At 38.4% G+C, this 26,273-nt stretch carries 24 protein-coding genes and 2 riboswitches; of the genes, 21 read left to right on the plus strand and 3 right to left on the minus strand.

Features of this window, described 5'->3' with window-relative positions; translation table 11 throughout:
* Window positions 1-39 precede the first annotated feature (39 nt).
* The 15 genes from UFO1_RS05075 (at window position 40) to UFO1_RS05145 (ending at window position 14,775) form a co-directional block, all read left to right on the plus strand.
* A complete protein-coding gene (locus UFO1_RS05075) occupies window positions 40-1,938 on the plus strand; it encodes a TonB-dependent siderophore receptor (RefSeq protein WP_236639330.1) in 1,899 nt (632 codons plus the stop codon).
* 138 nt (window positions 1,939-2,076) lie between these two features.
* A complete protein-coding gene (locus tag UFO1_RS05080; RefSeq protein WP_038668652.1) occupies window positions 2,077-3,069 on the plus strand; it encodes a TIM barrel protein in 993 nt (330 codons plus the stop codon).
* Window positions 3,047-3,997, plus strand: coding sequence for an ABC transporter substrate-binding protein (locus UFO1_RS05085; protein ID WP_038668654.1), 951 nt, complete (start codon window positions 3,047-3,049; stop codon window positions 3,995-3,997). Before UFO1_RS05080 ends, UFO1_RS05085 begins: the two co-directional genes overlap by 23 nt.
* Window positions 3,994-5,061 (plus strand): iron ABC transporter permease, encoded by a 1,068-nt coding sequence (locus UFO1_RS05090; RefSeq protein WP_038668657.1) that lies wholly within the window; start codon window positions 3,994-3,996, stop codon window positions 5,059-5,061. The genes UFO1_RS05085 and UFO1_RS05090 overlap by 4 nt, the downstream gene beginning before the upstream one ends.
* Entirely contained in the window at window positions 5,058-6,293 is a 1,236-nt protein-coding gene (locus UFO1_RS05095) for an ABC transporter ATP-binding protein (protein ID WP_051788832.1), read from the plus strand. Before UFO1_RS05090 ends, UFO1_RS05095 begins: the two co-directional genes overlap by 4 nt.
* A 75-nt stretch (window positions 6,294-6,368) precedes the next feature.
* Window positions 6,369-7,013 carry a MotA/TolQ/ExbB proton channel family protein gene (locus tag UFO1_RS05100; protein ID WP_038668660.1) on the plus strand — a complete coding sequence of 215 codons (645 nt, stop codon included), beginning with the start codon at window positions 6,369-6,371 and terminating at the stop codon, window positions 7,011-7,013.
* Complete coding sequence (locus tag UFO1_RS05105) at window positions 7,000-7,410, plus strand: biopolymer transporter ExbD (RefSeq protein ID WP_038668662.1); 411 nt, start codon at window positions 7,000-7,002, stop codon at window positions 7,408-7,410. The genes UFO1_RS05100 and UFO1_RS05105 overlap by 14 nt, the downstream gene beginning before the upstream one ends.
* Window positions 7,411-7,415: 5 nt before the next feature.
* Entirely contained in the window at window positions 7,416-8,162 is a 747-nt protein-coding gene (locus UFO1_RS05110) for an energy transducer TonB (RefSeq protein ID WP_038668664.1), read from the plus strand.
* Window positions 8,163-8,400: 238 nt separating this feature from the next.
* On the plus strand, window positions 8,401-9,168 hold the full coding sequence (locus UFO1_RS05115) for an SDR family NAD(P)-dependent oxidoreductase (RefSeq protein ID WP_038668666.1): 768 nt from the start codon (window positions 8,401-8,403) through the stop codon (window positions 9,166-9,168).
* 55 nt (window positions 9,169-9,223) lie between these two features.
* Window positions 9,224-9,406, plus strand: a riboswitch (cobalamin riboswitch).
* A 194-nt stretch (window positions 9,407-9,600) separates the two neighbouring features.
* Entirely contained in the window at window positions 9,601-10,308 is a 708-nt protein-coding gene (cobI, locus tag UFO1_RS05120; RefSeq protein WP_038668667.1) for a precorrin-2 C(20)-methyltransferase, read from the plus strand.
* A gap of 93 nt (window positions 10,309-10,401) precedes the next feature.
* Window positions 10,402-11,370: an ABC transporter substrate-binding protein gene (locus tag UFO1_RS05125; RefSeq protein WP_038668669.1), complete on the plus strand. Its 969-nt coding sequence runs from the start codon at window positions 10,402-10,404 to the stop codon at window positions 11,368-11,370.
* Window positions 11,360-12,376: an iron ABC transporter permease gene (locus UFO1_RS05130; RefSeq protein WP_051788833.1), complete on the plus strand. Its 1,017-nt coding sequence runs from the start codon at window positions 11,360-11,362 to the stop codon at window positions 12,374-12,376. Before UFO1_RS05125 ends, UFO1_RS05130 begins: the two co-directional genes overlap by 11 nt.
* Window positions 12,376-13,167, plus strand: a complete 792-nt coding sequence (locus UFO1_RS05135; protein WP_038668672.1) for an ABC transporter ATP-binding protein — start codon at window positions 12,376-12,378, stop codon at window positions 13,165-13,167. Before UFO1_RS05130 ends, UFO1_RS05135 begins: the two co-directional genes overlap by 1 nt.
* Before the next feature lie 28 nt (window positions 13,168-13,195).
* Complete coding sequence (locus UFO1_RS05140; RefSeq protein WP_038668674.1) at window positions 13,196-14,035, plus strand: ABC transporter ATP-binding protein; 840 nt, start codon at window positions 13,196-13,198, stop codon at window positions 14,033-14,035.
* Window positions 14,035-14,775 carry an ABC transporter permease gene (locus UFO1_RS05145; RefSeq protein ID WP_038668677.1) on the plus strand — a complete coding sequence of 247 codons (741 nt, stop codon included), beginning with the start codon at window positions 14,035-14,037 and terminating at the stop codon, window positions 14,773-14,775. Before UFO1_RS05140 ends, UFO1_RS05145 begins: the two co-directional genes overlap by 1 nt.
* A 48-nt stretch (window positions 14,776-14,823) precedes the next feature.
* Here UFO1_RS05145 and UFO1_RS05150 read toward each other — a convergent pair whose 3' ends face one another.
* Complete coding sequence (locus tag UFO1_RS05150; protein WP_038668680.1) at window positions 14,824-15,999, minus strand: M20 family metallopeptidase; 1,176 nt, start codon at window positions 15,997-15,999, stop codon at window positions 14,824-14,826.
* Window positions 16,000-16,189: 190 nt separating this feature from the next.
* Between UFO1_RS05150 and UFO1_RS05155 the strand changes: the two genes are divergently transcribed.
* On the plus strand, window positions 16,190-17,131 hold the full coding sequence (locus tag UFO1_RS05155) for a metal ABC transporter substrate-binding protein (protein ID WP_038668682.1): 942 nt from the start codon (window positions 16,190-16,192) through the stop codon (window positions 17,129-17,131).
* Window positions 17,132-17,206: 75 nt separating this feature from the next.
* Here UFO1_RS05155 and UFO1_RS05160 read toward each other — a convergent pair whose 3' ends face one another.
* Entirely contained in the window at window positions 17,207-17,902 is a 696-nt protein-coding gene (locus tag UFO1_RS05160) for a heparan-alpha-glucosaminide N-acetyltransferase (RefSeq protein WP_038668686.1), read from the minus strand.
* A 372-nt stretch (window positions 17,903-18,274) separates the two neighbouring features.
* Between UFO1_RS05160 and UFO1_RS24725 the strand changes: the two genes are divergently transcribed.
* Both UFO1_RS24725 and UFO1_RS24000 read left to right on the plus strand, forming a co-directional pair.
* A complete protein-coding gene (locus UFO1_RS24725; RefSeq protein WP_051788834.1) occupies window positions 18,275-20,308 on the plus strand; it encodes a PAS domain S-box protein in 2,034 nt (677 codons plus the stop codon).
* Window positions 20,309-20,402: 94 nt separating this feature from the next.
* The gene (locus UFO1_RS24000; protein WP_051788835.1) at window positions 20,403-21,449 is read left to right on the plus strand and encodes a response regulator; all 1,047 of its coding nucleotides are present in this window, start codon (window positions 20,403-20,405) and stop codon (window positions 21,447-21,449) included.
* A gap of 69 nt (window positions 21,450-21,518) precedes the next feature.
* Here UFO1_RS24000 and UFO1_RS05175 read toward each other — a convergent pair whose 3' ends face one another.
* Window positions 21,519-21,857, minus strand: coding sequence for a cupin domain-containing protein (locus tag UFO1_RS05175; protein ID WP_038668689.1), 339 nt, complete (start codon window positions 21,855-21,857; stop codon window positions 21,519-21,521).
* 189 nt (window positions 21,858-22,046) lie between these two features.
* Here UFO1_RS05175 and asnB point away from each other — a divergent pair, with 189 nt between their 5' ends.
* The 3 genes from asnB (at window position 22,047) to UFO1_RS05190 (ending at window position 26,249) form a co-directional block, all read left to right on the plus strand.
* On the plus strand, window positions 22,047-23,891 hold the full coding sequence (gene asnB / locus UFO1_RS05180) for an asparagine synthase (glutamine-hydrolyzing) (RefSeq protein ID WP_038668691.1): 1,845 nt from the start codon (window positions 22,047-22,049) through the stop codon (window positions 23,889-23,891).
* 126 nt (window positions 23,892-24,017) lie between these two features.
* Window positions 24,018-24,206, plus strand: a complete 189-nt coding sequence (locus UFO1_RS05185; RefSeq protein WP_144390864.1) for an aspartyl-phosphate phosphatase Spo0E family protein — start codon at window positions 24,018-24,020, stop codon at window positions 24,204-24,206.
* Window positions 24,207-24,302: 96 nt separating this feature from the next.
* A riboswitch (cyclic di-GMP riboswitch) is annotated at window positions 24,303-24,391 on the plus strand.
* A gap of 142 nt (window positions 24,392-24,533) precedes the next feature.
* The gene (locus UFO1_RS05190) at window positions 24,534-26,249 is read left to right on the plus strand and encodes a methyl-accepting chemotaxis protein (RefSeq protein WP_038668693.1); all 1,716 of its coding nucleotides are present in this window, start codon (window positions 24,534-24,536) and stop codon (window positions 26,247-26,249) included.
* Window positions 26,250-26,273: the final 24 nt, after the last annotated feature.

The following is a 26,273-nucleotide window of genomic DNA, read 5'->3' on the forward strand; positions in this document are numbered from 1 at the left end:
TTTTTTAGTTAATATCAAATATACATAGGAGGGAAAAGTGTGAAGCAGATAAAGGCCAAGCTATGTGCCTGTGTGTTAAGTAGTGCCCTATTACTACAAATGCAAAATGTGTATGCAAATGAAAGTGAGGAATATTCCTTTGATCAAATGGTGGTGACAGCCAATCGGGTACCTACAAAAATAACAGAAACAGCTGCTAATGTAACAGTAATTACGAAAGAGGAAATTGAAGAAGGTAACTATCATAATATCGGAGAAGTGCTACAACATATACCAGGAATTTCTATAGGGTCTAATGGTGCTCCAGGCAGCATCAGTGCTGCATTTATTAATGGAAGTGAACAAGTTGTGGTGATGATTGACGGTAGGCGCATGAATTTGCCCAATGGCATAGGTGGACTTGGTATGGCTACTACCAATTTAACTAGTTTGATCGGCATAGAGAACATTGAACGTATTGAAATAGTAAAAGGGGGTAGATCTGCTTTATATGGTGCAGATGCTGTTGGCGGTGTAATTAATATCATTACTAAAAAAGGTGAAAAAAATCAGACAGCAGTAACAGTAGCAGGAGGTAACTGGGATAGTAAGAATTACACCCTGGTTAACGAGGGTAAAAAAGATAACCTGAGTTGGTTCTTTACTGCTGATAAAAAACAAATAAGTGATTATTCAGATGGGAATAACAAAACATATAGGTATACGGGTATTGATCAAGAAGCCTATACATTGCGGTTAGACCAAAAAGTGAATAATGGCAATTTAAGTTTTTCATATGAAAACTTTCATCATGAAAATGAAGGGAAAGCAGCTAATAAATATGAAAATACCAATCAGCATAATTGGGACTTTACCTATACGGAAGATACCTCTACAAATACAGATTACCAAATTAAATTTTATCAAAATGCTAACCATCGTTTTGGCTTAGGTAATAATACTTCGGATCGATATGATCATGACGTTAGCACGAAAGGTTTCAACTATCAGGTAAATTCTAAAATAAATGAGAAAAATTCGTTAACGACTGGAATTGATTGGCGAAAAGACGAGATTGAAAGTAGTGAGTATGGTAGTAAAGATAGCACCGTAAAAGCGATTTATTTACAGGATAAATGGAATATAACGGATAAGTTTAGTATTATTCCCGGGATTCGTTATGATAATAGTGATATATACGGAAATAAAACAACCCCACAGCTAGGGGCAAATTATAAACAAAATGAGCGCACTACTTATTATGCGTCGTGGGGTAAAGTGTTCCAAACACCACGTTTTGATGATTTATACTGGCCATCATCAGTTGATCCTGCAAATGCGTATTATCCAGGTTCACCAGAGACCCATTATGATGGTAACCCTAATTTAAAACCGGAAACTGGGTGGAATGCCGAAATTGGAGTGAATCATAAATTTGATAATACATTAGAAGGAAATTTCTCAGTTTTTACTCGTAGGCTAAATGATGCGATTGCTTGGAAAAATGTTAGTACAAATTCTGCAATAGAATATTGGACTCCTTCTAATGTTGATAAGCAAAAAGCCGATGGTTTTGAAATGCAGTTGACTAAGAGACTTACTGCTGAATTAAAAACATTCATTGGCTATAACTATTTGCGTGTTAGGAATAAAACACAATATGATAGTAATTTTGTCAGAGACAAAAATATACCAGATGAAACATGGAATATTGGCATGTCTTATGGATCTAACAAAATAAATGCTGATATAAAAGGCACGGCTGTTATGGGAAGAACCAATAGCCAATTTATAGAAAAAAGTTACTGGTTATGGGATGCGAATGTTAATTTAAAACTAGATAAGAATAATACCGCTTTTTTAACCGTAAATAACATACTCGATAAATATTATGATACTACTGCTGGTAAGCCTTGTAGCGGACGTAATTACTTGATTGGATTAAAAACGATATTTTAGCTGTTAGTATCAGAAGGTGAAGTTTTTTACTGAAACACTGCAGTGTAGTATGACACACTTGCTACCAGTGTAATGAAATCTACTTATGTTACAATTGTCAGGAAAAATAAGCTAATTTTATTGTAAAGGACTTAAGCTATGTTAAAACTTGTGAATCTATCTAACTGTGCATCGGATTTGGAGCTTATTCATAATAGTCCAGAATGTTTACGAGCATTCTTGAATCAGCATCATTTAGATGGGCTGGAAATGATGTTTTGTGATTCTTGGGATTCACGCGTCCATAAAAAGGAGTGGATCCAAGGAGTACATCTACGTTTTTGGCCCAATTGGCTGGATTTTTGGCATGGTAACAGACAAGAATTACTTAGGCAATTTGGCAGTGACGATCAAATTGAAGCTTGTTATGGTGCTTTGAATCCCGCTGGGTGGTTGAATGTATACCGAGATAATATTCGTAAAGCAAAAATGGCAGGAGCCAAATACCTTGTGTTTCATGTCAGTCAGGCGCGGATTCCAGAATTGTTTAATTGGCAGTTTAACTATTCAGATCAAGAAGTTATTGAGGCTACCCTTGAGGTAGTGAATCAATTGGTTGAAGATATACCGCCTGATATGGAATTGTTATTTGAAAATTTATGGTGGCCAGGGTTAACATTGCAAAATAAAGAACTTACTGCTTTGTTACTGAATAAAGTGAAGCATTCCAAAGTTGGTATTATGCTAGATGTTGGGCATTTAATGAATACCAATCCAGAATTAAAGAGCCAAGATGAGGGGATAGACTATGTACTTAAAATTATTGAATCATTAGGTCAATATAAAAATTACATTTACGGTATACATCTACATCATTCTTTATCAGGTGAATACATAAAGCAAAGTAGAGGTATAGCCGTACCACAGAAAAATATTTTGGCAAGAGCAATGAGTCATGTACTTAAAATTGATGAGCATCTACCATTTACGTCTCCAGCAGTCAATCGGATTCTTGAATTAGTACAACCTCGATATGTGGTGCATGAATTTATGTATACATCCATTGCAGATTGGTCAAGAAAAGTTACTACGCAACAGCAAGCAGTGCGATATTTAGGAGATTTAACAAATGAAAAAAATGTTTATCGTTAGTTTGCTAGTCAGTTATACTCTCCTATTGATAACTGGTTGTGCATCTCATTCACAATCTAATAAATCTACAGTAGGGTATGAAGTACAAGACTCACAAGGTTACATCGTGAAACTTCCCAACAAACCTATCCGTATCGCCTCTCTGTCTTTAGGAGCAGATGAAATAATAGTAGGGTTAGTTTCTATGGAACGTATTTTGGCTTTGACATATTTAGCAGATGATCCAGGTATATCCAATGTAGCGGAGCAAGCCAAGTTAGTACCCAACAAGGTAAAAGCTAACCCAGAGACCATAATTGCCTTAGAACCTGATTTACTATTTATCGCGGATTGGCAGCCGGTAGAATTGATTCAGATCCTTCGAGAAGCCGGGATTCCGGTGTATGTCTATAAAACACCGAAGACGATTGCTGATGTAAAACTTGTAATTTATGAAATAGCACATGCTGTTGGCGAAGAAAAAAGGGGCCAAGAAATGGTGGCTCAAATGGAGCAACAATTATTGATGGTCCAAAAGTCCCTGGAAAAGGTTAGCAGAGCAGAAGGAAAGACGGTGGTACTGTTTTCTTTAATGGGGGGGATTGGTGGGAAAGGAAGTTTATTTGATGATATATGTCAGTATGCTGGTGTCATAAACGGAGCCAGCAAAGTAGGAGTTGGCAAAAATGAGATTATGTCAAAAGAACAAATTGTTAAAGCCAATCCTGACGTTCTGATTATGCCCATGTGGGATTACTCAGGAAAAATAGATATAAATCAATTCAAATCTGAGATACAAGCTGATCCAGCATTTCAAACCCTTACAGCGATTAGGCAACAGCAATTAGTTATGATCCCCGATCGCCACTTATCCTGTACTTCCCAATACATAGTGCAAGGAGTAGTGGATGTTGCGAAGGCGGCTTATCCGCAAGATGGCAATCTATGAGAGAGGAAGGGATTAGGACGCAAAATAATCGAGGGAAGAAGGCTAAGAATAGAATAATAGTAATGAGTATCTTATTACTAGGTGTTATGTTATTTTCTATTTCCTGGGGAACCATGCAAATTCCTTGGAACGAGACATTGCTAATTATAGCAGGGCATATTCCTTTTGGGGGGCTGCAGCTTCCCGTTGCTGATTCTGAATATCAGGCTGTAGTGTGGCAGATTCGGTTGCCTCGTGTTTTGGTAGGTATGTTGGTAGGAGCTGCTTTAAGTACTTCAGGGGCCGTGATGCAAGGTATATTTGGCAATCCTCTGGCTGATCCTGGCATCATCGGTGTTTCGAGTGGCGCTGCGTTTGGTGCTGTCGTAGCAATTTCACTTGGTCTTACGTCAAACAGTATATTTATCACGCCAATTTTTGCTTTGGTAGGAGCAATTTTGGCAGTTAGTTTAACTGTTTTTTTATCCATGTTACGAGGAAAAATTCCAGTGATGACCTTATTATTATCAGGTGTGGCTGTTAGTATGTTGATGGGAGCTTTCACATCTGGCATCTTGACTTTGATGAATGAATCTCGTGTACGGGAATATTTATTTTGGATGGTAGGGGGGCTGGATTATCGCAGGTGGGAACATGTTTATTTAGCGGTTGGCCCGATCTGTAGTGGTTTAGTTATTTTATGTTTGTTAGCTAGACATCTCAATGTTTTGGCATTAGGCGAGCAGGAAGCCAAATCTGTAGGTGTACCTGTAGTTGCTTTGCGAATGTTGTTATTATTCGTTGCTGCATTTACTACGGCCATTGCCGTGTGTGTAAGCGGTACTATTGGATTTGTAGGTTTAATTGTACCTCATATTATGCGAATTATGGTTGGGCCAGAACACCGCTGGTTGCTTCCATGTAGTGCAATAGGAGGGGCTTTGTTTTTAGTGTTTTGTGATACTTTAGGGCGAATGATTTTTCCGCCTAATGAAATTCGTGTAGGTATTATGACGGCTTTACTAGGGGCACCCTACTTTTTATATTTGCTGCGAAAGGCGCAGCAAACTGGAGGCGCTTCATGATGCAGGAAGTAATAACAGTTTCTGATAGTAGCATTACAATAGGTAATAAAAAGATTTTGAAACATATTACCTGCAAAATCGGTACTGGAGAATTTGTAGGGATTATTGGCCCAAATGGAGCTGGTAAGAGTACCTTGCTACGTAGTATGCGAGGATTCTTGCCATTGACAGAAGGAGAGATCAAAATACATGACCGCTTGATTACCAATATATCGAATAAAGAGTTAGCTTACCAAATAGCCTATATGCAGCAGGAAGTGAATATAGGTTTTGGTTACACAGGATTGGAAGTTGTCTTGGCTGGACGCTATCCTTATTTAAAATGGTGGCAAAATGAGCAGGAAGAGGATCTTGCAATTGCTTATAAGTACATGGAATTTACAGGGGTGAATTCATTGGCTAATAAGCCAGTACAAAATATGTCTGGCGGTGAGAAACAACGAGTGTTATTGGCAAAAGTGTTGGCTCAGGAAACACCAATTTTGTTCTTAGATGAGCCTACAGCAAGTTTAGATGTCATTTATCAAGAGGAGATTTTTCGATATTGCCAATTAATTGTCAAACAAGGGAAAACAGTACTGGTTGTAGCCCATGACTTAAAATTGGCAGCGAAATATTGTTCCCGTTTACTTTTAGTAGCGGATGGTAGTATTATTTCTGACGGTGTTCCAGAGAATGTGATTACTGAAGAAAATTTGCAAGTGGCGTATGGCTTACATGCCGCTGTGTTTAGAAATAAGGTAACGGATAGTTTAGACTTCCATACCTATACATCGGTTAATAAGCAAAGTAGAGGCACTACTGTACATGTGATATGCGGTGGTGGTTCAGGCACAAAAATTATTCGCAGATTATATGAAAATGGTTATCATTTGACGATAGGCGTCCTTCATCCTAGTGATACCGATGCTATCATAGCTGAAGCTTTTCATATACCCTCCGTAGTAAGTCAACCCTTTTCTAAGATTGATACGTTGTCTGCGCAAAAAAACCGTGCCCAAATTGCGCAAGCAGATTGGGTAGTATTATCAAATGTAGCCTGGGGAGAGCAAAATATAGACAATTTACATGCCGCTTTTTGCGCTAAAAAATTAGTTATTATTGAAGATACGCCGATTGAAGAGCGGGATTTTTTGCAAGGACAAGGGATTGAAACCTATTATAAGTTGTTAAAAATTCCTCAAGTAACCTTGATGACATCGCTGAATTTTATCGAGACGTTTTGTAGTTAGTTAGTTAGTTAGTTAGTTAGTTAGTTAGTTTGCAAATAATATCTGATGAGATATTAGGACGGGAGAGTAAATAATATGGATTTTTTGTCACAATGTATGTCTTTATTTGCTAAAGGTGGTCCAGTCATGTATGTGATTGTAGGATGTTCTTTAGCTGTAGTAGCGATTGGTGTGGAACGATTTTTCTATTATAAACAGATGTCTACGGACTCCCAAGCATTTATTGAAAAACTAAAACCTTTATTGGAACAAGAAAAATTAGCAGAAGCACAGCATTTGTGCGGACAAACGACAGCTGTGATTGGAATTTTAGGGGCAGAAGGATTACTAGCATATCAAAAAGAGAGTAATATAGAAAAGGCCATGGATGGTACAGCGGCATTGTTAGCAGCTAGATTACGAGAATATTTAAATTATCTAAGCTCTATTGTTACCTTATCTCCTTTATTAGGCTTGTTAGGAACTGTCATTGGTATGATTAATTCTTTTAGTATTTTCAATGTAAAAAATGGGCAGCCCATGGCGATTACAGGAGGAGTAGGTGAAGCCTTAGTTGCAACGGCCACTGGATTAATTGTAGCCATTATGGCGTTAGTCGTGCACAGCTATTTTACCCATCGTTTGGATAAATTGGTTACGGATATGGAACAAGTCTATACAATAGTGATAACTCGACTTTATATAAAAGAAACTCGGAGGAAAAGTCATGAAATTGCGTAGTTTACGCATTGAAAATCAACCAGCATTAATGATTATTCCGATGATTGATATTATCTTTTTTTTATTAGTTTTTTTTATGATGAGTACCTTATATATGGTGGAGCAACATACCATTCCAATCAACTTGCCGCAAGCTACTGCGGTTCAACAAGAAATAACGAAAAATAGTAACATTACAGTTTTAAAAGATGGCAGAGTCATGTTTGAGCAGGAGGAAATCCCACTCTCATTATTACAAAAACGTATTAATGCAGAGCTAGCAAAACAACCTGATATTCTATTTGTAGTGCGGGCAGACAAGCAAGGGCAGTATGGTCAGGTGGTGGCAGTGTTAGATGAACTAAAATTGTCTGGGGCACGTAGAGTGGCTGTGGCTACTGATCAGAAAGGAAAATAGAAGATATGATCCGACCACGTTTGCGTAAATCAATTGTCATTTCTGTGATTTTTCATATATTGCTTTTGGGTATCGTAGGTTTGCTGGCAGGTAGATTTTTTCCATTGATGGATTCCGAAACCTACATTGAATTAGAATTACTAACAGATACAGTGGCAGAAGGAGCACAATCGAATGAATCATCACCAGTTGCAAAGAATACGCCCCAAACTGCTGCTTATCCTGAAACCACAACCGTTATAAAGAGTACTACTGCCTTATCAGTTGCTCCTAAAGCAGTGGCTGTGACAGAAGACTTAGCGGTAGTGGCGGTTGAAGCGGCATCCACATTTCAATCTATGAGTGACAATGGGCAAGGAAGCAACTCTTCGAATACAAGTACAACTGATGGAGGTACTGGGAATGGATCAGGAAAGGGGACTGCTGGCAATAGCGGAGGCGGGAATGGCAATTCTGGTAGTAATTCAGGAAATAAGCAGATCACTAGGCCAAGCATTTTATCCAAGGTAGATCCTGATTATCCTGAAACAGCGCGAACAGCAGGTTTAGAAGGTACGGTTCTCGTGAAGATACAAATATTAGCGAATGGTTTGGCTGGAGACATAACCGTGAATCATTCATCAGGGCATGGTATTTTAGATGAGGCAGCAATAGTAGCAGTTCGTCAATGGCGATTTATACCTGCCAAAAATCAGGAGAATGTCAGTATTATGTGTTACACGACAATGCCTATTTCCTTCCGGTTGAAGTAGAGAATCCCATGTTAAGTTCTTTGCAGAGATAGGAAAAAAGTAGAGTCATGGTATATAATAGAAATAACATCCATCCGTTCCTTTGACTATTAATAAGAGGATAAGCACAGTGGCGCAGAATACACTGCGGTAGATTTTTGATTCTTCTATTTTTTCTCTGCGTCCTCTGCATCTCTGTGGTTAAAAAATAGATTTTATTACTATACTATATTAATGTTTAACAAACAGGAGCTGACTTATGAATTATTCTTTTGAGGGAAAAGTAGCCGTTATTACTGGCGGTACTTCTGGTATTGGTTTAGAAACAGGGCGCCAATTGCTATCACAAGGCGCAAAAGTTACTCTGATTGGAAGCCAGGAAGAAAAGGGGAAAATGGCCTTGCAAGAATTGGCTAGTTTTGAGGAACAAGTATGCTTTATTCGAGGCGATATTCGTAAAGCTAGTCAATGTCAAGAGGTTATAGACAAGGCAGTGGCCTTGTTTGGTGGTCTTGATATCGTCATCAATTCTGCTGGTATCTATATGGAGAAACTTATTGGCGAAGTGACAGAAGATGAGTTTGATAACATGATGAATGTGAATATAAAGGGAACTTATTTTATTTGTAAATATGCCTTACCTCACCTGCGTCAAAGAGGGGGCGGGGCGATTGTAAATCTTTCATCTGATGCAGGGATCAATGGAAATTCTTTGTGTACAACATATTGTGCATCCAAAGGTGCAGTGACGACCTTTACAAAGGCATTGTCCTTAGAAAGTATTCATTATGGAATTCGTGCGAATTGTGTATGTCCAGGTGATGTAGATACCCCCATGCTGCAGCAGCAGTTAGCAGGAGTCGATAACCCGCAGGAATATTTACGCGATATGTCCTCGATTTATCCCATTGGGCGTATTGGTGAGGCTCATGAGATTGCCAATGTTATTTGTTTTCTGGCATCAGACCAAGCATCCTTTGTTAACGGGGCTGTGTGGAGCGTTGACGGTGGATTGACATCCTGTTAATGCTTGACAAGTTAAATTATTTATTATACAGTTATTACTAAGAGAACAGTGAAAACTAAATATTGACGGTATAGGTGCCCTTGTGGGCTTAATAGGGAAGTCGGTTTAAATCCGGCGCGGTCCCGCCACTGTAATGAGGAGCGAATCCACAGTTATGCCACTGAAAATGATTTTTCGGGAAGGTGTGGATAAGTAATGATTCAAAGCCAGGAGAACTGCCTATATAGCAATCGCCGTTATAACCTGCGAGAGATGGGGAGGAGATTAGTACAATTGTACTGAATGCGAGATCAAAATGCCCTTGGCAACGATTTTTCATGATTACAGAGTTCTATAATTGTATTTATTGAAATCTTCCAGCTAATGTAACGGAAGGTTTTTTTGTTGTTACAAGATATTTAACATACTACAAATCATGCTGAGGAGGACGTTATGTCAGGAATTTTTTATGGTGTTGGTGTAGGACCAGGGGATCCCCAATTACTTACATTAAAGGCAGTAGAAGTAATTAAAAATGCGGATGTTGTTATTGCTCCTAAAACGGAGAAAAAAGAAGACAGCACGGCGCTATCCATTGCTCGTCCCTATTTGAAAGCTGATGTTGAGATATTAAAGTTGGTTTTCCCAATGGTAAGCAATACTGATACTTTGGCAGATGCATGGGAAAATAATAAAAATAGTATATTAAAAGAACTGCAAGCAGGGAAAAAGGTTGTATTTTTAACATTGGGGGATCCAATGTTTTATAGTACATATATGTATGTTTATCGTTTATTAAAGGACTGTGGACACGGGATCGAAACCATACCAGGTGTTCCTGCTTTTTGTGCCATAGGCAGTCAGCTAGGACAACCTTTAGCAGAGGGCAATGATGTAATTAGCATTATTCCTGCTACAATGGCAGAGGGAGAAATGGATAAAGTATTAGCTATTTCTGATAATGTTGTATTGATGAAAGTATATAAGAACTTCGGAAAAGTAGTAGAAAAACTGGAACAGTATGGTTTTGGTGATAATGCGGTTATGATTAGCAAATGTGGTTTGCCTGATGAACAGGTAAGCTATAATTTAAGCGAAGTTGATGGAACAAACGTTAATTATTTGACGACAATTTTGGCAAAGAAACGCAAACTTGGCTAGGCCTTATATGGAATTATAAAAAAGGGATGAATGATTTCGCCGGATAGCTTTATCCGGCCTTTCCCATTTTTTATGTATGAAAGGGGAATTGTTGTGAAAGGGAAATTTGCTTATTTGATTTGTATACTTAGTGTAATGGGGCTGCTTTTTACAGGGTGTGCTTCTCAATCTCAAGATAAGGCAATAACAAAATCATCTGGTGATTATTTGCAAATGACAGATGATGCGGGACGTTTAGTGGTACTCCCCAAAAAGCCACAACGCATAGTCGTATTATCTACTTCTTATTTAGATGTGTTATACGGTATCGGCGGCAAGGCAGTAGGACGGCCTAGCTCGAAGACACCTCAAACCTTTCCCGCATCGCAAGACCTTCCGGAAGTAGGGTTCGTCTATAATGTAAATAGTGAGCAAGTGTTAGCATTGCAACCTGATTTAGTAATTGGTTTTCAAGGAATTCATGATAAATTGGTTCCTATATTGGAAAGCAGTAAGATTCCTGTTATGATTCTGAAAATGAAAACCTATGATGATATTTTAGCAAAGGTAAAACTATTTGGTGATATAGCTGGTACTCAAGAACAGGCTCAGAGTCTTCTTACTGAAATGCAGACAAAAATCAATGGAGTAACAGCCAAACTGCCAGCACAAAGTAAAAGAGTAGTGATATTACATGCGACGGCGAAAAATGTTACAGTAGAGTTAGAAAATACAATTGCTGGTAATGTGGCGAACATTTTAAAAATCAAAAACATTGCCGCAGACAGTACCCCTATGGTTGGTGATGGCGAGGTGACTCCTTATAGTTTAGAAAAATTGGTGGAAGGCGATGCAGATATTATCTTGGTGGTAACCATGGGGAATATGACAGAAATTGAAAAAAGAATGAAAGCAGATATTGAAAGTAATCCAGCCTGGAACGGTTTACGAGCAGTAAAGACAGGAAAGGTATTTTTTCTGCCAGGGGAATTATTTCAACTAAATCCTGGTATTCGTTTTCATGAATCTGTTGAATATATGGCCAAAGTAGTATATCCAGAGGTTTATGGCAATGTTAAATAGAAACAATCTCTTTAATACTATGCTTGGTGACCGGAGTCAATGGCGAGTTTTTATTATCCTAGTATTCGCAGTTTGTGCTTTTGGTGGCATCCTGCTCAGTTTACGTGTTGGATCCTTATCGATAAGTGTCAATGATATTGTATCAGCCATTTTTTCGGATAATTCAGGGGCTAATCGTCAAGTAATTTGGAATATTCGATTGCCTCGGACTTTAGTGGGGGCCTTGGTGGGGGTTAATTTGTCCTTAGCGGGGGCAATTCTTCAAGGTGTCATGAAAAACCCTTTAGCGGACCCTCATATTATTGGAGTGTCTTCGGGGGCGGGATTAGCTGGTGTAAGCATTATGGTACTGTTTCCCCATAAGGAATATTTAGTGACGCCTGTTGCTTTTATGGGAGCGATGGTGGCCGCTGTTTTTATCTATATATTAGCGTGGAAAGGTGGCATTCGCCCTGTACGCATTATCTTAGCTGGGGTGGCTGTATCAGCCTTTTTAAATTCTGCTATTTCTGCCTTATTGGTTTTCTATAGTGATCGGGTTCATGGGGCATTGATGTGGATGGTAGGGGGCCTATCAGCTCGTAGTTGGCCTCACTTAGATATTATATTGCCTTATACGATTATTGGTGGCATCTTAGCTATATTGGGAGCAAGACGACTAAATATATTAAACTTAGGGGACGAGATTGCCAGAGGGCTAGGGCTAAATGTGGAAGCTTCTAGAATCGCTATGACAGCAGTGGCAGCCTTATTAGCAGCGAGTGCTGTTAGTGTGGTAGGCTTACTTGGTTTTGTCGGACTTATCGTACCGCACGCGGCGAGGTTATTAGTGGGTTCTGATTATCGTTATTTATTACCTGCCTCCGCTTTACTAGGTGTAGCAGTTGTTACCTTAAGTGATACCTTGGCAAGAGTTGCATTCTCCCCAATTGAAATTCCCGTAGGAATCATTATGGCCTTTATAGGCGCGCCCTTTTTTCTCTACTTATTAAGGAGGGATGCCTAATGACCTTCATGAAAGGAGAGGGGCTATCTGTAAGTTTCGGTGATGAAATAGTGTTGAAAAATCTTTCAGTAGAAATAGAAGAAGGGAAGATTATTGCTATTTTAGGTCCGAATGGTTCAGGGAAAAGCACCTTACTTAAAGTTTTATCTCGGAATATAAAACCGAATAAGGGTAGTGTATATCTAGATGATAAGAATTTAGTGCAGTTTAGTGGGAAAACCCTTGCTCAAAAAATGGCTGTATTGCCTCAATCGCCCCAGGCACCTAGTGATTTAACAGTGAGGGATTTAGTAGAATTTGGACGTTTTCCTCACCAAAGTTGGTGGCAAGGTAAATCAAAACAAGATGATGATTGTGTAGGTTGGGCCTTGCGGCAAACAGGCCTTATCCAGATGGCCGATCGAGTGGTTAGTACCCTGTCTGGCGGTGAACGGCAAAGGGTTTGGATTGCGATGGCTTTGGCCCAAAAACCTGAGATTTTGCTTTTGGATGAGCCAACCACCTACCTTGATATTTGTCATCAGTTAGAAATAATGGAACTGTTAGCTAACTTTAATAATGAGCAACATCTTACAGTAGTGATGGTGTTGCATGACATTAATCATGCAGCTCGATATTCGGATTATGTTGTTGTTGTGCAAGATGGACAGGTTTTTGCTGCAGGTAGTCCTCGGGAAGTCATTACAGAACATACTTTACGAGAAGTTTTTGGTGTTGAGAGTGAGGTTATTCTCGATAAGGCAGGAAAGCCAGTAGTCATCATTCAGGGATTAACCTGTAAGATAGGCTAAGATTTGATGATAAGTAGGGGATAGTAAAATGATTCAAATAGAAGGTTTTAGCAAGAGCTTTGGTGAACGGGTTGCCGTGGATAATTTATCCTTAAGCATTGCTAAAGGAGAAATTTTTGGCTTGTTAGGACCCAATGGAGCTGGAAAAACAACGACTATTCGAGTGCTAACCATGCTAACTCGTCCAACAGCTGGAAAAATTATCATTGATGGCTTGGAAGCATCTCAGGATGAAAAGCATATTAAAGCTGTAATCGGCGTAGTCCCGCAGCATTTCAATTTGGATATCGATTTGACTCCCAGAGAAAATCTTGAGCTTCATGGGCGTCTGCATCATATGTTACCAGAGGTGCGGAAAAAAAGAATTGAAGAGCTACTAAAGTATGTGGAACTCGATGATCGAGCAAATGATATGGTACAGAAATTTTCTGGCGGCATGAAGCGGCGCTTAATGATTGCCAGAGCTTTATTACACCAGCCAAAGGTTCTTTTTCTCGATGAACCGACAGTAGGACTGGATCCACAAGTGCGTCGCCGCTTATGGGATCTTATACGACGTCTGAAAAATGAAGGACTTACGGTACTATTGACAACTCACTATATTGAAGAGGCAGAGAACTTATGCCAACGAGTTGCGATTATGGAAAAAGGAAAACTGATTGCCATGGATAGTCCCATTGCGATTTGTAAGCGTTTTGGGGAGTATGTGGTGGAGTGGTCAGACGATAAGGGGACGAAGACAAAGTTCTTTCCTGATCGAAATTCTGCTTCTAGTTTTGCCACTACCTTAACGACTACGACTACTTTGCGTCAGGCAAATCTCGAAGATGCCTTTGTTGAGTTGACGGGACGAAAGGTGGTAAATTAATGGTATACGATATTTGGACAGTCTTTTGGCGGGATTGGCTGGTATTGAAACGGCGCATTGGCCGATTTATTCTCTCGCGGATGGTGTCGCCCGTCTTGTACTTAGTAGCCTTTGGTTGGGGGTTAGGGCGTAGTATTCAAGTGAATCAAGGCAGTTATTTGGATTTTATCGTTCCTGGTATTATTGCATTAAATTCCATGAATATTAGTTTTAACTCCGTAGGCAGCCCACTTAATATGAGTAGGTTGTATCATAAGACATTAGAAGAATATTTAATTGCGCCGATTGCCTCTAGTTCTTTTGTGATTGGAAAAGTGTTATCAGGTGCCTTAAGAGGATTGATCTCATCTGTTATTATTATTGCATTAGCCTATCTCTTTGGTGCTCATGCTTTGATTAACAGTTGGTTTCTGTTGACCTTGGTCTTAAATTGTCTGGTATTTGCCTCCATGGCCTTTGTAGCGGCTATGATTATGAATTCACATGAGGATATGGCTAATTTTAATACCTACATATTATTGCCTATGTCCTTTTTGTGTGCCACTTTTTTTGTGCCAGATCATTTGCCAACACTTATGCGCTTAATCATTGAACTACTGCCTCTTACACATGCAAGCTACGCTTTGCGAGCAATCGCCCTTGGGGGAGATGTACCAAAGCTTTCTTTGCTGGTTATGCTAGTTTATAGTATCTCCTTTACAGGAATCGGCATATGGTTACTCGAAAAAGTTCGGGAATAGAGAAAAACATCTGCCTAATATAGGCAGATGTTTTGTTATTGAAAAAGTCTATCTTGTAGGGGAAGCAAGTTTCATGGCGGAACGGACCATAATTTCTGTGCCGTAAGCTAAGGATCTTTCGTCGATATCATATTTAGGATGATGTTGAGGATAGATAATACCTTCCTCTTCATTACCAACACCAATAAAAATAAAAGCTCCAGGAATTTTTTCCAGATAGCAGGAAAAGTCTTCCCCACCCATTACTGGATCAATTAGCAAACTATTTTCTTTAGAAAGGCTAACGGCACTAGCATTAAACAATACATCTGCAACCTCGGGGTTGTTGATGACTGGCGAAAATCCAAAGATTGTATCAATTTGGAAAGTGGCACCTGCTCCTTGGCAGATACCGCTGACAACTTCTTCAATTCGTTTAAAAATAGTAGTTTTAACTTCTTTCGAAAAAGAACGCACTGTGCCAACTAAGGTTGCTGTATCAGGAATTATATTGAAGGTATCTCCTGATCGAAATACACCAATGGACAAAACTGCTTGTTCTAGTGGATCAATATTGCGACTTACAATGGTATGAAGTGCTGTTACGACTTGGGCGCCGACAAGTAGGGCATCGATGGTTTGATGAGGCATAGATCCATGGCCGCCTCTGCCTTTTATTTGAATCGTAAACTGATCAGGCGAAGCCATCATGCGATTATAGCTAATTCCGCTTGTTCCGACCCTTAGGGTTTGCCAAAGGTGGGCTCCAATGATGGCATCAACATCTGTAAGAGCGCCCTCCTTTATCATTAGGGCTGCTCCTCCGGGGAAACATTCTTCGCTAGGCTGAAACAAAAAGCGTATATTTCCTGTTAATCTGTCTTTTAGATCTACAAATGTTTTTGCTGCTCCAATGAGCATAGCAGTATGACCATCGTGTCCACAAGCATGGCAGACTCCTGGATTTTGGGACTGATATGGCTTGCCGCATTCATCTTCCAGTTCTAAGGCATCTATGTCAGCACGGATCCCAATGGTTTTTCCAGGAAAAGCTCCTTTTAGGTCAGCAATGACACCTGTGCCTGCTATTTTGCGGGGGACAAGTCCTAAGGAAAATAATTCATCCATAATTTTTTGTTGGGTGTTAAACTCTTTTGCGCTTAGTTCGGGATAGGTATGAAAGTGACGGCGCAAGGCAATAATAGAGTCCGCATGTCTTTTAATGCTGTTTTTAATGTCTGGCAATCAAATGACCCCCTTTTAAAGAATAATAAACCCCATTATATACCTTGGAATGGTGAAATAAAAGGAAAAAATATAGGTGATTCCTATGCTCCTATAATCTAAATAAGAAAATTTATGGAAAAATAGACAAGAATGTTCTTATATGATATTATATACCACATAAGAACATTCTTAATAAGGGGAAATGAAGATGAGAAAAAAATGGTCAATAGCGCTAATTTTGCTAGTAGCTGTATTTTTAATGGCTGGGTGTGGCGGAACGAAATCTGCAGCACCAGAAGGAGCTAAAAAAATTAAAGTTGTAGCTACTATGTATCCAGTATATGAATTCGTAAAACAAGTAGGCGGTGATAAGGTGGATGTAGTTATGCTCATACCACCAGGTGCTGAACCCCATGATTGGGAACCAACTGCAAAAGATATTATTCAAATCAAAGATGCTAAAATTTTTGCTTACCATGGAATTGGGTTTGAGCCAGTTGAAAAGTTGTTAACAAAAGATGTATTGGGTAATGCCCTTCCATTAGAAATAACGAAAGATGTTACAAAATTGCCAACTAGTCACGAAGACGAGGAAGAAGAACACGGTCATGGCCACGGAGAAGATCATAAATATGATCCCCATACTTGGCTTGATCCAGTGTCTGTACAACAAGAAGTAAATACAATTGCTCAAGCACTAGCTTCTGTGGATGAAAAAAACGCGGAAGTTTACAAAAAAAATGCAGAAACTTATAATAAGAAGTTGGCAGATTTAGACGAAAAATATAAGAAAACTCTAACTGGGATGACCAATAAAGAGATTGTTACGAGTCATAAGGCTTTTGCTTACTTAGCAAATCGTTATGGTTTTGAACAATTAGGTATTATGGGAATTTCTCCTGATGCAGAGCCTACCCCTGATAAGATGGCAAAAATCACGGAATTTTGCCGTGAGCATAAGGTGAAATACATATTCTTTGAAACCTTAACCAGCCCTAAATTGGCTCAAACGATTGCTAAAGAAACCGGAGCTCAGTTGCTAGTCTTAAATCCTATTGAAAGCTTAACAGAGCAGGAAACAAAAGAAGGTAAAGATTATATTGCAATTATGAACGAAAATTTAGTGAACCTAGAGAAGGCTTTAAAGTAAGAATAAGTAAAGTGAACACCCCTTTGTGTACAATCAAATGTACCCTAAGGGGTGTTATTTAATGCCTTCTTCCTGTTATTTGCCATGTATAACATATAGTAATGCTAATAAGATAGGCTGGTGTATAAGATAGATAGCTAAAGATTGTCTACCTAGCCAAGTAATAGTTTGAGGGGGATGCAGAGCTATTAAGCTCTTCTTAGAGGCATATACTGTTTTTCCTGCAATAATGCCAGCTAAAAATACTCCATACCAAGGAAATACTGGGTAGAAATCTAAAGAGGCGAAAGTAGCTGACTGCAGGCCTAAGGGAAAAAGATAAGGCGAGGTTACAAAACGTTCTGCGAAAACTAGTCCGAGAGTAATGGATGAAATGCTTAGTAAGAATAGTAATCTTATTGATAATTGCTGTATAAGCCTAGCAGAGATTAGGCTTATGCCAAGAAAATGCAGGATACCAAAACGAATATAAAAATCGCTATTATATAAATAAGTGACAGCGGTTAATACCATGGACCAGATAAATACCTTAATCCCATGGTTTGTACTACGAAAACTTAAGGTACTACTGATGCCACAAAGGAACATGAACAATATGGCAGATAATTTTCCTTCTATGTACCAAAAACCTCGGAAATAATCTACATTATAGAAGTAGAAATCTTTTAGATCAACAATAAGATGAAAGAGTATCATGAGAATAATCGCTATGCCTCGAGCAAAGTCGATTTCTTCAATACGTTTATTATTTGTTATATCTTTATGCAGCATAAGAGTCTCCTAATAAATATTGATAGCATAATAAGTGTAATCATTTTGTAAGATAAAGGCAATCAAAAGTAAGGAATAAATACTAAATAGTACAAAAAAAGGAAACTTCAGGTGAATATAGCAGGGTAAATTGAATAGTTGTCGAAATAAACAGTAAATTACAAAAAATGATAAGAAAAACGCTACGCGTCCTTTTTGAACCACAAAGACACAAAGGTCACAAAGGGGTTCTATCCATTTCATTCCCATCTTCTTTGTGTGCCGCGATAGCGGCATTGTGTCTTTGTGGTTCAATCTTTTTAACTAGAAATTTATAAATTCTGATACCATAAGAAAAGACGAATTGTCAATAAAGTAAAAGGTGGTGAGTTTTTGGCAGAGGCGAAGACAATAGAGGGATCGGATTTTTTACAAAAAATTCTTGATACGATTTCACAGCCCATTTTCTTTAAAGATAATACAGGCAAATATTTAGGATGTAATAAAGCCTTTGAAAAATTTCATGAATTATCTAAACACGAAATTTTAGGAAAAACCATATTGGATATAGAGTCGTCGAAACTTGGTCAAATGTATTATCAGCAAGATGTAGACTTACTTAGTAAAGGTGAAGTGGAAAGGCGAGACATTGTATTTATAAAAAATGATCGTGTTTTAATGATGAATAAAAACACCTATCTCAATACGGATGGTTCTGTAGGAGGTTTAGTTGGTGTTATTAATGATATTACTGAGTTAAAAGAAAACCAACAGCAGCTACGGGAGAGTCAAGAACAATTAAAAGTACTGATCACATCGATCCAAGATATGATATTTACATTGAATTTAGAAGGATGCTGCACAGGTTTTTATGGACAGTGGGCTACAAAGGCTGGCGTACTCGATGCAGAATACATTGGAGAGACATTACATCATATATTTGCTGATAGTTACGAAGAGTTTGAAAGGGATATTTTCCCTAAGGTATTAGCGGGGCAAGATGTTATGTATGAATGCCAGCTAGGTAGTGCAATGGGTGGGAAACAGGCGCAGATATCTTTATCCCCTATTTATAACGAAAATCACCAAATTGCTGGTGTTGTAGGCGTGGGACGAGATGTCACTGTCCAGCAAATGGTATTGGAAGCCCTAAGAGAAAGTGAAAATATGTATAGGGGGCTGGTAGATACAACGCCTTATGGTATCATTTTGACTGATATTAGTGGAAGAATCCAAATCGTTAACCAACAGTCCGCTTTTTTACACAACTTCGATGATCTTGAGGAAATGATGGGTAAGAACTTCTTTTCTTTGGTAGAGTTGGAAGAACAAAAACGCATGCAAGGGCTTTTTTCTAAAGTAATTGAAAAGGGTAAGGCGCAAAAGGCCGAATTTAGTTTAGTAAAACATAAGGGTGGGTCTTTTCTTAGTGAGGTTATAACTTCATCCGTACTAGACGCACAAGGGAACCCCAAATTCTTCATTAACGTGGAACGTGATATTACAGAAGAAAAAAGTATGCAGGAAGTTTTAAAAGGAAAAAATGAGGAGTTGCATTTTACAATAGCCCAATTAAAAGTCGCACAAGTTAAACTTGTTCAGCAGGAAAAATTGGCTGGAATTGGTCAACTGGCTGCTGGGGTTGCTCATGAGATAAATAATCCCCTGGGTTTTGTTATTAGCAATTACTCTACCTTAAAAAATTATGTAGAACGTTTGCGAACAATTATTCAGGAATATAGCAATATAAAAACCGTAGCAGAAAAAATTAATGACCCTCACCTGACAGAATTTGTTGCGAAAATGAATCAACTAGAGAAGGAAAAAAAGATTAGCTTTGTATTGGAAGATATTCAAGATCTATTTAAGGAATCAAATGATGGCTTGGAACGAGTTGGTAAAATTGTTACCGGTCTTCGTAACTTCGCTAGAATTGATCAAGAGACAGACTTTCAAGAATATGACTTGAATGAAGGGATAAAAAATACACTAGTTGTTGCTAGAAATGAACTAAAATACTGTGCCAATGTGGAAGAAAATTTAGGTGATATTCCATGCATTGAGGCAGTCGGCAGCCATATTAATCAGGTATTATTAAATATAATAGTAAACGCGGGTCAGGCTATTAAACAAAAGCAGGTAGAAGCACTAGGTTTGATACGAATTACTACATATACCTTTGGTGAATTTGTTTACTGTGAAATCTCTGATGATGGTGTTGGGATAGCAGAAGAAAATAAAGAGAAGATTTTTGAAGCATTTTTTACCACCAAGCCAATCGGTCAAGGAACTGGTTTAGGCTTGAGCATATCCCATGATATTATTGTCAACAAACATCATGGTGAAATTATCCTCGATAGTACTGTAGGGATAGGTACTGTGTTTATTATGAAACTTCCAATTCAGCAGACTAAACAAAGTCTATAGTGAGGTCAAAGGTATCCTCTTTTTAGACGTAAAAGTTAGTTAAAGATGTGAATAGGTGTTGGTAAAGTATTCGATATAATTAGGAGGGTATAATATGGGTAACGTATCAGGAAACGAACAAAGTATATCTTCTGTTTTATTTGTTGACGATGAAGCTAACATTCTGAGTTCCATACGTCGGGCAGTGATTGATGAAGAATATGTAGCTTATTTTGCTGGGAGCGGTTTGGAAGCTCTAAGTATTATGGAAAAGAATGAGATTAGCGTAATTGTTACCGATATGAGAATGCCTGGAATGGACGGATTGCAATTACTAAAGATTGTAAAAGAAAAGTATCCTAATACGGTGAAAATTGTATTATCCGGATATACTCAATTATCCCAAGTATTAGCAACGGTAAATCAGGCAGATATTTTTAATTTTATTGCCAAGCCTTGGGATATGGAAACGGAGCTCAAATATGTAATTGATAAAGCCCTTGAACACTATCAACTTAAGAAAAACGAAGCACAGCTTAAAGAAAAATTAGAAATACGCAATATGGCTTATCAAAATGTTTTAAAAAAGATGGAAGTTAATGCAAACCACAGAGAAGGGCAACTACAACATATTAGAAAAATTAATAAATTACTATTAGAATCGATAGAGAGAATTGACGACAATGAGAGTAAGTTCTTGGCAATGTTGTTGAATGATTATATAGAAAAATTGCCTGGAGGGACGGATGAATTTTCTGTAGATAAACTAGTTGAGGCACTAAAAGTATTAGTTACGGCAGACCCTTTATATAGTTCGGCTACTTGTAAAGTAGAGAATGCTTGTCAGGGAGGAGTCCAAGGGAATTATGATTTAATTCAACTTGCTGTAGTTTCTTTACTAAAGATTGTTCCTGTACATCATTATGGTAAAGGCTTGTATATTCAAATCTCTGTAAAGGAGAAGGAGGCTAAAGTCGTATTAGATTTCGCTATCTTCTTTCTGGATGCTGATGGTATCTATAAAGATCAGTATTCTCAACATTCTTATCAAACAATGGAGAAAGTTATGAGCGAAATTATGGGAGGGAAATTTACGGCATTGCGTAAGGACGAGAAACAAAGCATACAATTAGAGTTTATTTTAGAAAAATATCAACATTAATTGGGCATAATATGGTATATATGATAAAGAAGACTTGGCGTAAGCCAAGTCTTCTTATTGTTTCTGCTATTATTGTTTTACTAAGATTAGCATCATTTTAAAATTTTCTACAGCATCCAAACCATGAGGAATATTAGATGGCATAACTAGAGTTTGACCCTTGTGGGCAGCAAACTTGTTTTCCCCCACAGTAATACTGGCCTCACCGTCAAGTATGTAGACCATCGCATCGCCAGGTGCGGAATGGGTGCTCACAGCTTCTCCCTTGGCGAAAGCAAAAAGTGTTAAGGTAAGTGCATCGTTTTGCACTAGAGTAAGACTAACTACGCGTCCCTCTTGATATTCTACTAAACTAGCCATTTCTAAGGCAGTGCTAAACTCGATATTTTTAATGAATTTTTTTTCCATGTGAATCAATCCTCCGTCTTATTTATTTTTTTATTCTATTACTATTGTACATGCTAATGTATCCTGTTTCTGTGATAATTATCACAATTATTATATTTTGGAGTATCACATTTAAATATAATTTCATATATTATCTTGTGGTAGGCATAAGAAATATTCTCTTTATTTTCTCAAAGGAGTGAAATATTTATGTGTGGAATTACAGGATGGATCGACTGGGAAAGAAATCTTGAGAATGAAGGTCATATAGTAGGGAATATGATGGAAACATTAGCTGCTCGTGGCCCTGATGCTTCAGGTATGTATTTATCAAAACACGCAGCCTTTGGTCATAGACGCTTGAGTGTAGTTGATCTTGTGAATGGTGCGCAGCCCATGATTAGAGATAGAGGGGAACAACGGTACGTAATTACTTATAATGGAGAACTTTATAACACACCTGAGTTACGGCAAGCATTAGAGTCTAAAGGGTATACCTTCCGCACAACTTGCGATACGGAGGTTTTGCTAACTGCCTATATAGAGTGGGGACCCTCTTGTGTAGAACGATTTAATGGGATATTTGCTTTTGGTATTTGGGATGAGAGACAGCAGACCTTGTTTCTTTCACGTGATCGGATAGGAGTCAAACCTCTATTTTATACCAACAAAGGGAATTGGCTTCTATTTGGCTCAGAGCTAAAAGCATTGCTGGCACATCCTGAGGTTCGCCCACAGGTTGATAGTGAAGGCTTAGCAGAGGTATTTATCATTGGACCTGGTCGAACTCCAGGGCACGGTGTATTTAAAGGCATAGATGAATTAAGGCCTGGACATAGTATGCTATATAGTCGAAGTGGCGTAAAGATAAGTCAATATTGGGCGCTGGAAAGTATGCCTCATAAAGATGACTTTGATACCACAGTCAGTACGGTTGGGGAGCTTTTACAGGATATTGTTAAACGTCAATTAGTTGCTGATGTTCCAGTATGTACCTTATTATCGGGTGGGCTTGATTCAAGTGCATTAACCGCTTTGGCAGCAATTAACTACCGCCAAGATGGATTAGGAGGTATTCATACATATTCTGTAGATTACCTGAATAATGAGCAATATTTTAAGGCAAACGATTTTCAGCCCAATTCAGACGCTCCTTGGGTGCGCCGTGTCTCTGACTTATATGCTACTTCCCACCACAATATAATATTGGATACACCCGAATTAGCTGGTAGTTTACCGAACGCTGCAATTTCACGGGATTTACCAGGAATGGCGGATGTAGATACTTCCTTATATTTGTTTTGCCGGGAAATTAAAAAAGGAGCTACAGTTGCCTTATCAGGTGAATGTGCTGATGAAGTATTTGGTGGCTATCCTTGGTTTTATCGTGAAGAAATGATCAATGCCTCAAGCTTTCCTTGGGCACCAAAACCTGAGGTACGAATGGAATGGTTATCTCCTGAGCTAGGACTTAGGACTAAGCCTCATGAGTACTTAAAACGACGCTATCAGGAAGCATTAGCCGAGGTGCCACAGTTACCAGGTGAGGATGCTCAATCGGCCCGTATGCGAGAAATATTTTATCTGAGTCTAACACGTTGGATGCCTACCTTGCTTGATCGCAAAGATCGTATGAGTATGGCTTTCGGTCTTGAGGTAAGAGTTCCTTATTGTGATCATAGATTAGTTGAATATGTATGGAACGTACCTTGGAGTATGAAAAATTACCATGAAAGAGAAAAAGGTTTATTAAGGCATGCTTTAGTTGGAATTTTGCCTGAGGATGTTTTATGGAGAAAGAAAAGTCCATACCCAAAAACTCATAATCCATCCTATTTGAACACAGTACGTCAGTGGGTATTACGTATTTTAGATGATCCTTCTTCCCCGTTAAAAAATGTAGTGGATGTAGCTAAAGTGCGTTCTATGGCGCAACCTGATTCTCCTATATCTAATATACCCTGGTTTGGTCAGCTCATGACAAATGCTCAGTTATTTGCCTATTTAATTCAAGTAGATACTTGGCTGAGAGAGTATAAGGTGGAAATGGTCTAACATTGCAGACGCCAATCATGCCCGAAGAGTTATCTTAGGGCATGATTTTATTATTACCATTAAACGAACACCAGTTCGACAAGCTTTGCACAAATTTTTGATTATAATAAGAGACATCTAAATTATATGGAAAGAGTGAAGGTACTAGTTGTGAAAAAAATATGTTGTAGTATAGAGCGGTTACGGAATGAAATGCATAGAGTGGCACTTGAGAAAGGCATATCACATCCAGATGTGCTAATCATTAGTCAAATGCTAGATCAAGTGATGAATGAATTAGACAAAGAGGTTTTAATAAAAAACAGGAATCAATGAATCTCAATCAGTCTTGTAGTTGGAAAATTATATACGCAACTTATGGAAGATTATCTTTGCAGGAAATTGACAAAAAATGGCGAAGTTAATTACCAAAGTTAAATATGGCAAACCTACCGAAAGATAGGGACGCAAAGCCATGGGTCTAAAGATAGTAAGTAATCTAAGATTGCCAGGTTGCTCAATGTATTGATATGAGTAACCTGGCAATCTTTATTTATGCCTAAAGGAGGATGAAAAGAAAATTACTTTAGTTGAAACATACAGATAATTTGCAGGCTATATAGTAGAAAGTAATCGAAAATACATTACACTATGGAGGAAAAAATGAACATATTAAACGATATGAAAGTAAGCCTTAAATTAAGTATACTAATTGTTATTTCTTTGCTATCCATGAGTATTATAGGGTATACAGGATATTATTATCTTCAGCAGTCAAATGCAGATATTAACTCGATGTATGCGGATCAATTAGTGCCAATTGCTCTTATAAATGCAAATCGTGCTCATATTAATAAAGTTAATGGAGCCATACTAGAATTAATGATTACAACGGATAATAATAGAAATAACGAGTTAAAAAAGATCATAGATGAGCAGGTAAAAGCCTTTAATGAGAATATGATAGAGCTTGAAAAAGCCAATTTAGATGAGAAGGCAAAGGAACAGTTAAATGGGATCAAAACAGCCATAGGGAAGTATCGCGTTGCTAGACAACCAGTTATTGACTTGGCGATGCAAAATAGAAATGTAGAAGCGTATGCACTCTACGTTGCTACAGTGGAATCAGTAGCGAGTGACACGATTAATAAATGCACAGATCTTTCAACATATAGTATTAACATGGCAAAACAAACACATGATGATAGCAAAATATCATTTGAGAAATCAACACATATTGTCATTGGTATCATTCTAGTATCCTTACTTATTTTAGGATTGAGTGGGTGGTATATAACCCAAATTATAGCCAATCCGCTAAATACAATGGTGCTGATTTGTAAAGAATTTGCAGCAGGTGATTTTCGAGATAAAACGCGAAGGATTCTTAGAAAAGACGAAGTTGGTCAAGTGGGCGATGCCTTGGCGGATATGCGTGTCTCTATTCGAAATTTGATGAAACAAATCAATGATTCTTCTGAGCAATTGGCAGCCTCATCGGAGGAATTGACTGCTAGTGCAGATCAATCGGCTCAAGCTGCAAACCAAGTGGCTGCATCCATTACCGATGTGGCACATGGTGCAGAAAAACAACTAAGTGTGGCGGACAACACATCAACTGTGGTTCAGCAGATGTCAGTTACTATCCAGCAAGTTGCTGTCAATGCCAATGAAGTATCTGATCAATCAGCGCAGGCTGCAAATAAGGCAAATGAAGGTAATACGTTAGTAGATAAAGCGATAAATCAGATGTCACACATAGAACAGACTGTTAATACTTCGGCTTTGGTAGTTGCAAAATTGGGAGAACGTTCTAAGGAAATCGGGCAAATTGTAGATACTATCTCTGGTATTGCTAGTCAGACAAACTTATTAGCTTTAAATGCTGCTATCGAAGCAGCGCGTGCGGGAGAACAAGGGCGTGGCTTTGCGGTAGTAGCAGAAGAAGTTCGTAAGTTAGCAGAACAATCGCAAGATGCAGCTAAGCATATTGCCGAACTGATTGGCGAAATTCAAGGAGATACTGACAAAGCAGTAATATCCATGAATGATGGTACTCGCGAGGTTAAGCTGGGAGCAGAAGTAGTAAATGATAGTGGAAGGGCTTTCCAAGAAATTGCATTTCTGATAAACAAAGTATCTGACCAAACAAAAGAAATATCAACCGCCATAGAACAGATGGCGATTAACGGTCAACACATTGTTGGCTCAGTAAAGCAAATTGATGAACTAAGTAAAAAGGCCTCTGGAGAAGCGCAGACCGTATCCGCCGCAACACAAGAGCAATCTGCATCTATGGAAGAAATCGCCTCATCCAGCCAAGCGCTAGCCCATTTAGCAATGGATCTTCGGGAAGCTGTTAGTAAATTTCAAGTTTAATTAAAAATATCCTACTTATGATAA

It is taken from the genome of Pelosinus sp. UFO1 (assembly GCF_000725345.1).
Classification (GTDB): Bacteria; Bacillota; Negativicutes; order DSM-13327; family DSM-13327; genus Pelosinus.

What these genes read in the sequence shown, in the direction of transcription:
- UFO1_RS05140 (WP_038668674.1), top strand. Translation starts at nt 13,196, where the DNA reads ATGATTCAAATAGAAGGTTTTAGCAAGAGCTTTGGTGAACGGGTTGCC.
- UFO1_RS05095 (WP_051788832.1), top strand. Translation starts at nt 5,058, where the DNA reads ATGATGCAGGAAGTAATAACAGTTTCTGATAGTAGCATTACAATAGGT.
- UFO1_RS05175 (WP_038668689.1), bottom strand. Translation starts at nt 21,857, where the DNA reads ATGGAAAAAAAATTCATTAAAAATATCGAGTTTAGCACTGCCTTAGAA.
- UFO1_RS05105 (WP_038668662.1), top strand. Translation starts at nt 7,000, where the DNA reads ATGAAATTGCGTAGTTTACGCATTGAAAATCAACCAGCATTAATGATT.
- asnB (WP_038668691.1), top strand. Translation starts at nt 22,047, where the DNA reads ATGTGTGGAATTACAGGATGGATCGACTGGGAAAGAAATCTTGAGAAT.
- UFO1_RS05110 (WP_038668664.1), top strand. Translation starts at nt 7,416, where the DNA reads ATGATCCGACCACGTTTGCGTAAATCAATTGTCATTTCTGTGATTTTT.
- UFO1_RS05160 (WP_038668686.1), bottom strand. Translation starts at nt 17,902, where the DNA reads ATGCTGCATAAAGATATAACAAATAATAAACGTATTGAAGAAATCGAC.
- UFO1_RS05130 (WP_051788833.1), top strand. Translation starts at nt 11,360, where the DNA reads ATGTTAAATAGAAACAATCTCTTTAATACTATGCTTGGTGACCGGAGT.
- UFO1_RS05085 (WP_038668654.1), top strand. Translation starts at nt 3,047, where the DNA reads ATGAAAAAAATGTTTATCGTTAGTTTGCTAGTCAGTTATACTCTCCTA.
- UFO1_RS05185 (WP_144390864.1), top strand. Translation starts at nt 24,018, where the DNA reads ATGGAAAGAGTGAAGGTACTAGTTGTGAAAAAAATATGTTGTAGTATA.
- UFO1_RS05190 (WP_038668693.1), top strand. Translation starts at nt 24,534, where the DNA reads ATGAACATATTAAACGATATGAAAGTAAGCCTTAAATTAAGTATACTA.
- cobI (WP_038668667.1), top strand. Translation starts at nt 9,601, where the DNA reads ATGTCAGGAATTTTTTATGGTGTTGGTGTAGGACCAGGGGATCCCCAA.
- UFO1_RS05155 (WP_038668682.1), top strand. Translation starts at nt 16,190, where the DNA reads ATGAGAAAAAAATGGTCAATAGCGCTAATTTTGCTAGTAGCTGTATTT.
- UFO1_RS05135 (WP_038668672.1), top strand. Translation starts at nt 12,376, where the DNA reads ATGACCTTCATGAAAGGAGAGGGGCTATCTGTAAGTTTCGGTGATGAA.
- UFO1_RS05080 (WP_038668652.1), top strand. Translation starts at nt 2,077, where the DNA reads ATGTTAAAACTTGTGAATCTATCTAACTGTGCATCGGATTTGGAGCTT.
- UFO1_RS05100 (WP_038668660.1), top strand. Translation starts at nt 6,369, where the DNA reads ATGGATTTTTTGTCACAATGTATGTCTTTATTTGCTAAAGGTGGTCCA.
- UFO1_RS05090 (WP_038668657.1), top strand. Translation starts at nt 3,994, where the DNA reads ATGAGAGAGGAAGGGATTAGGACGCAAAATAATCGAGGGAAGAAGGCT.
- UFO1_RS24000 (WP_051788835.1), top strand. Translation starts at nt 20,403, where the DNA reads ATGGGTAACGTATCAGGAAACGAACAAAGTATATCTTCTGTTTTATTT.
- UFO1_RS05115 (WP_038668666.1), top strand. Translation starts at nt 8,401, where the DNA reads ATGAATTATTCTTTTGAGGGAAAAGTAGCCGTTATTACTGGCGGTACT.
- UFO1_RS05145 (WP_038668677.1), top strand. Translation starts at nt 14,035, where the DNA reads ATGGTATACGATATTTGGACAGTCTTTTGGCGGGATTGGCTGGTATTG.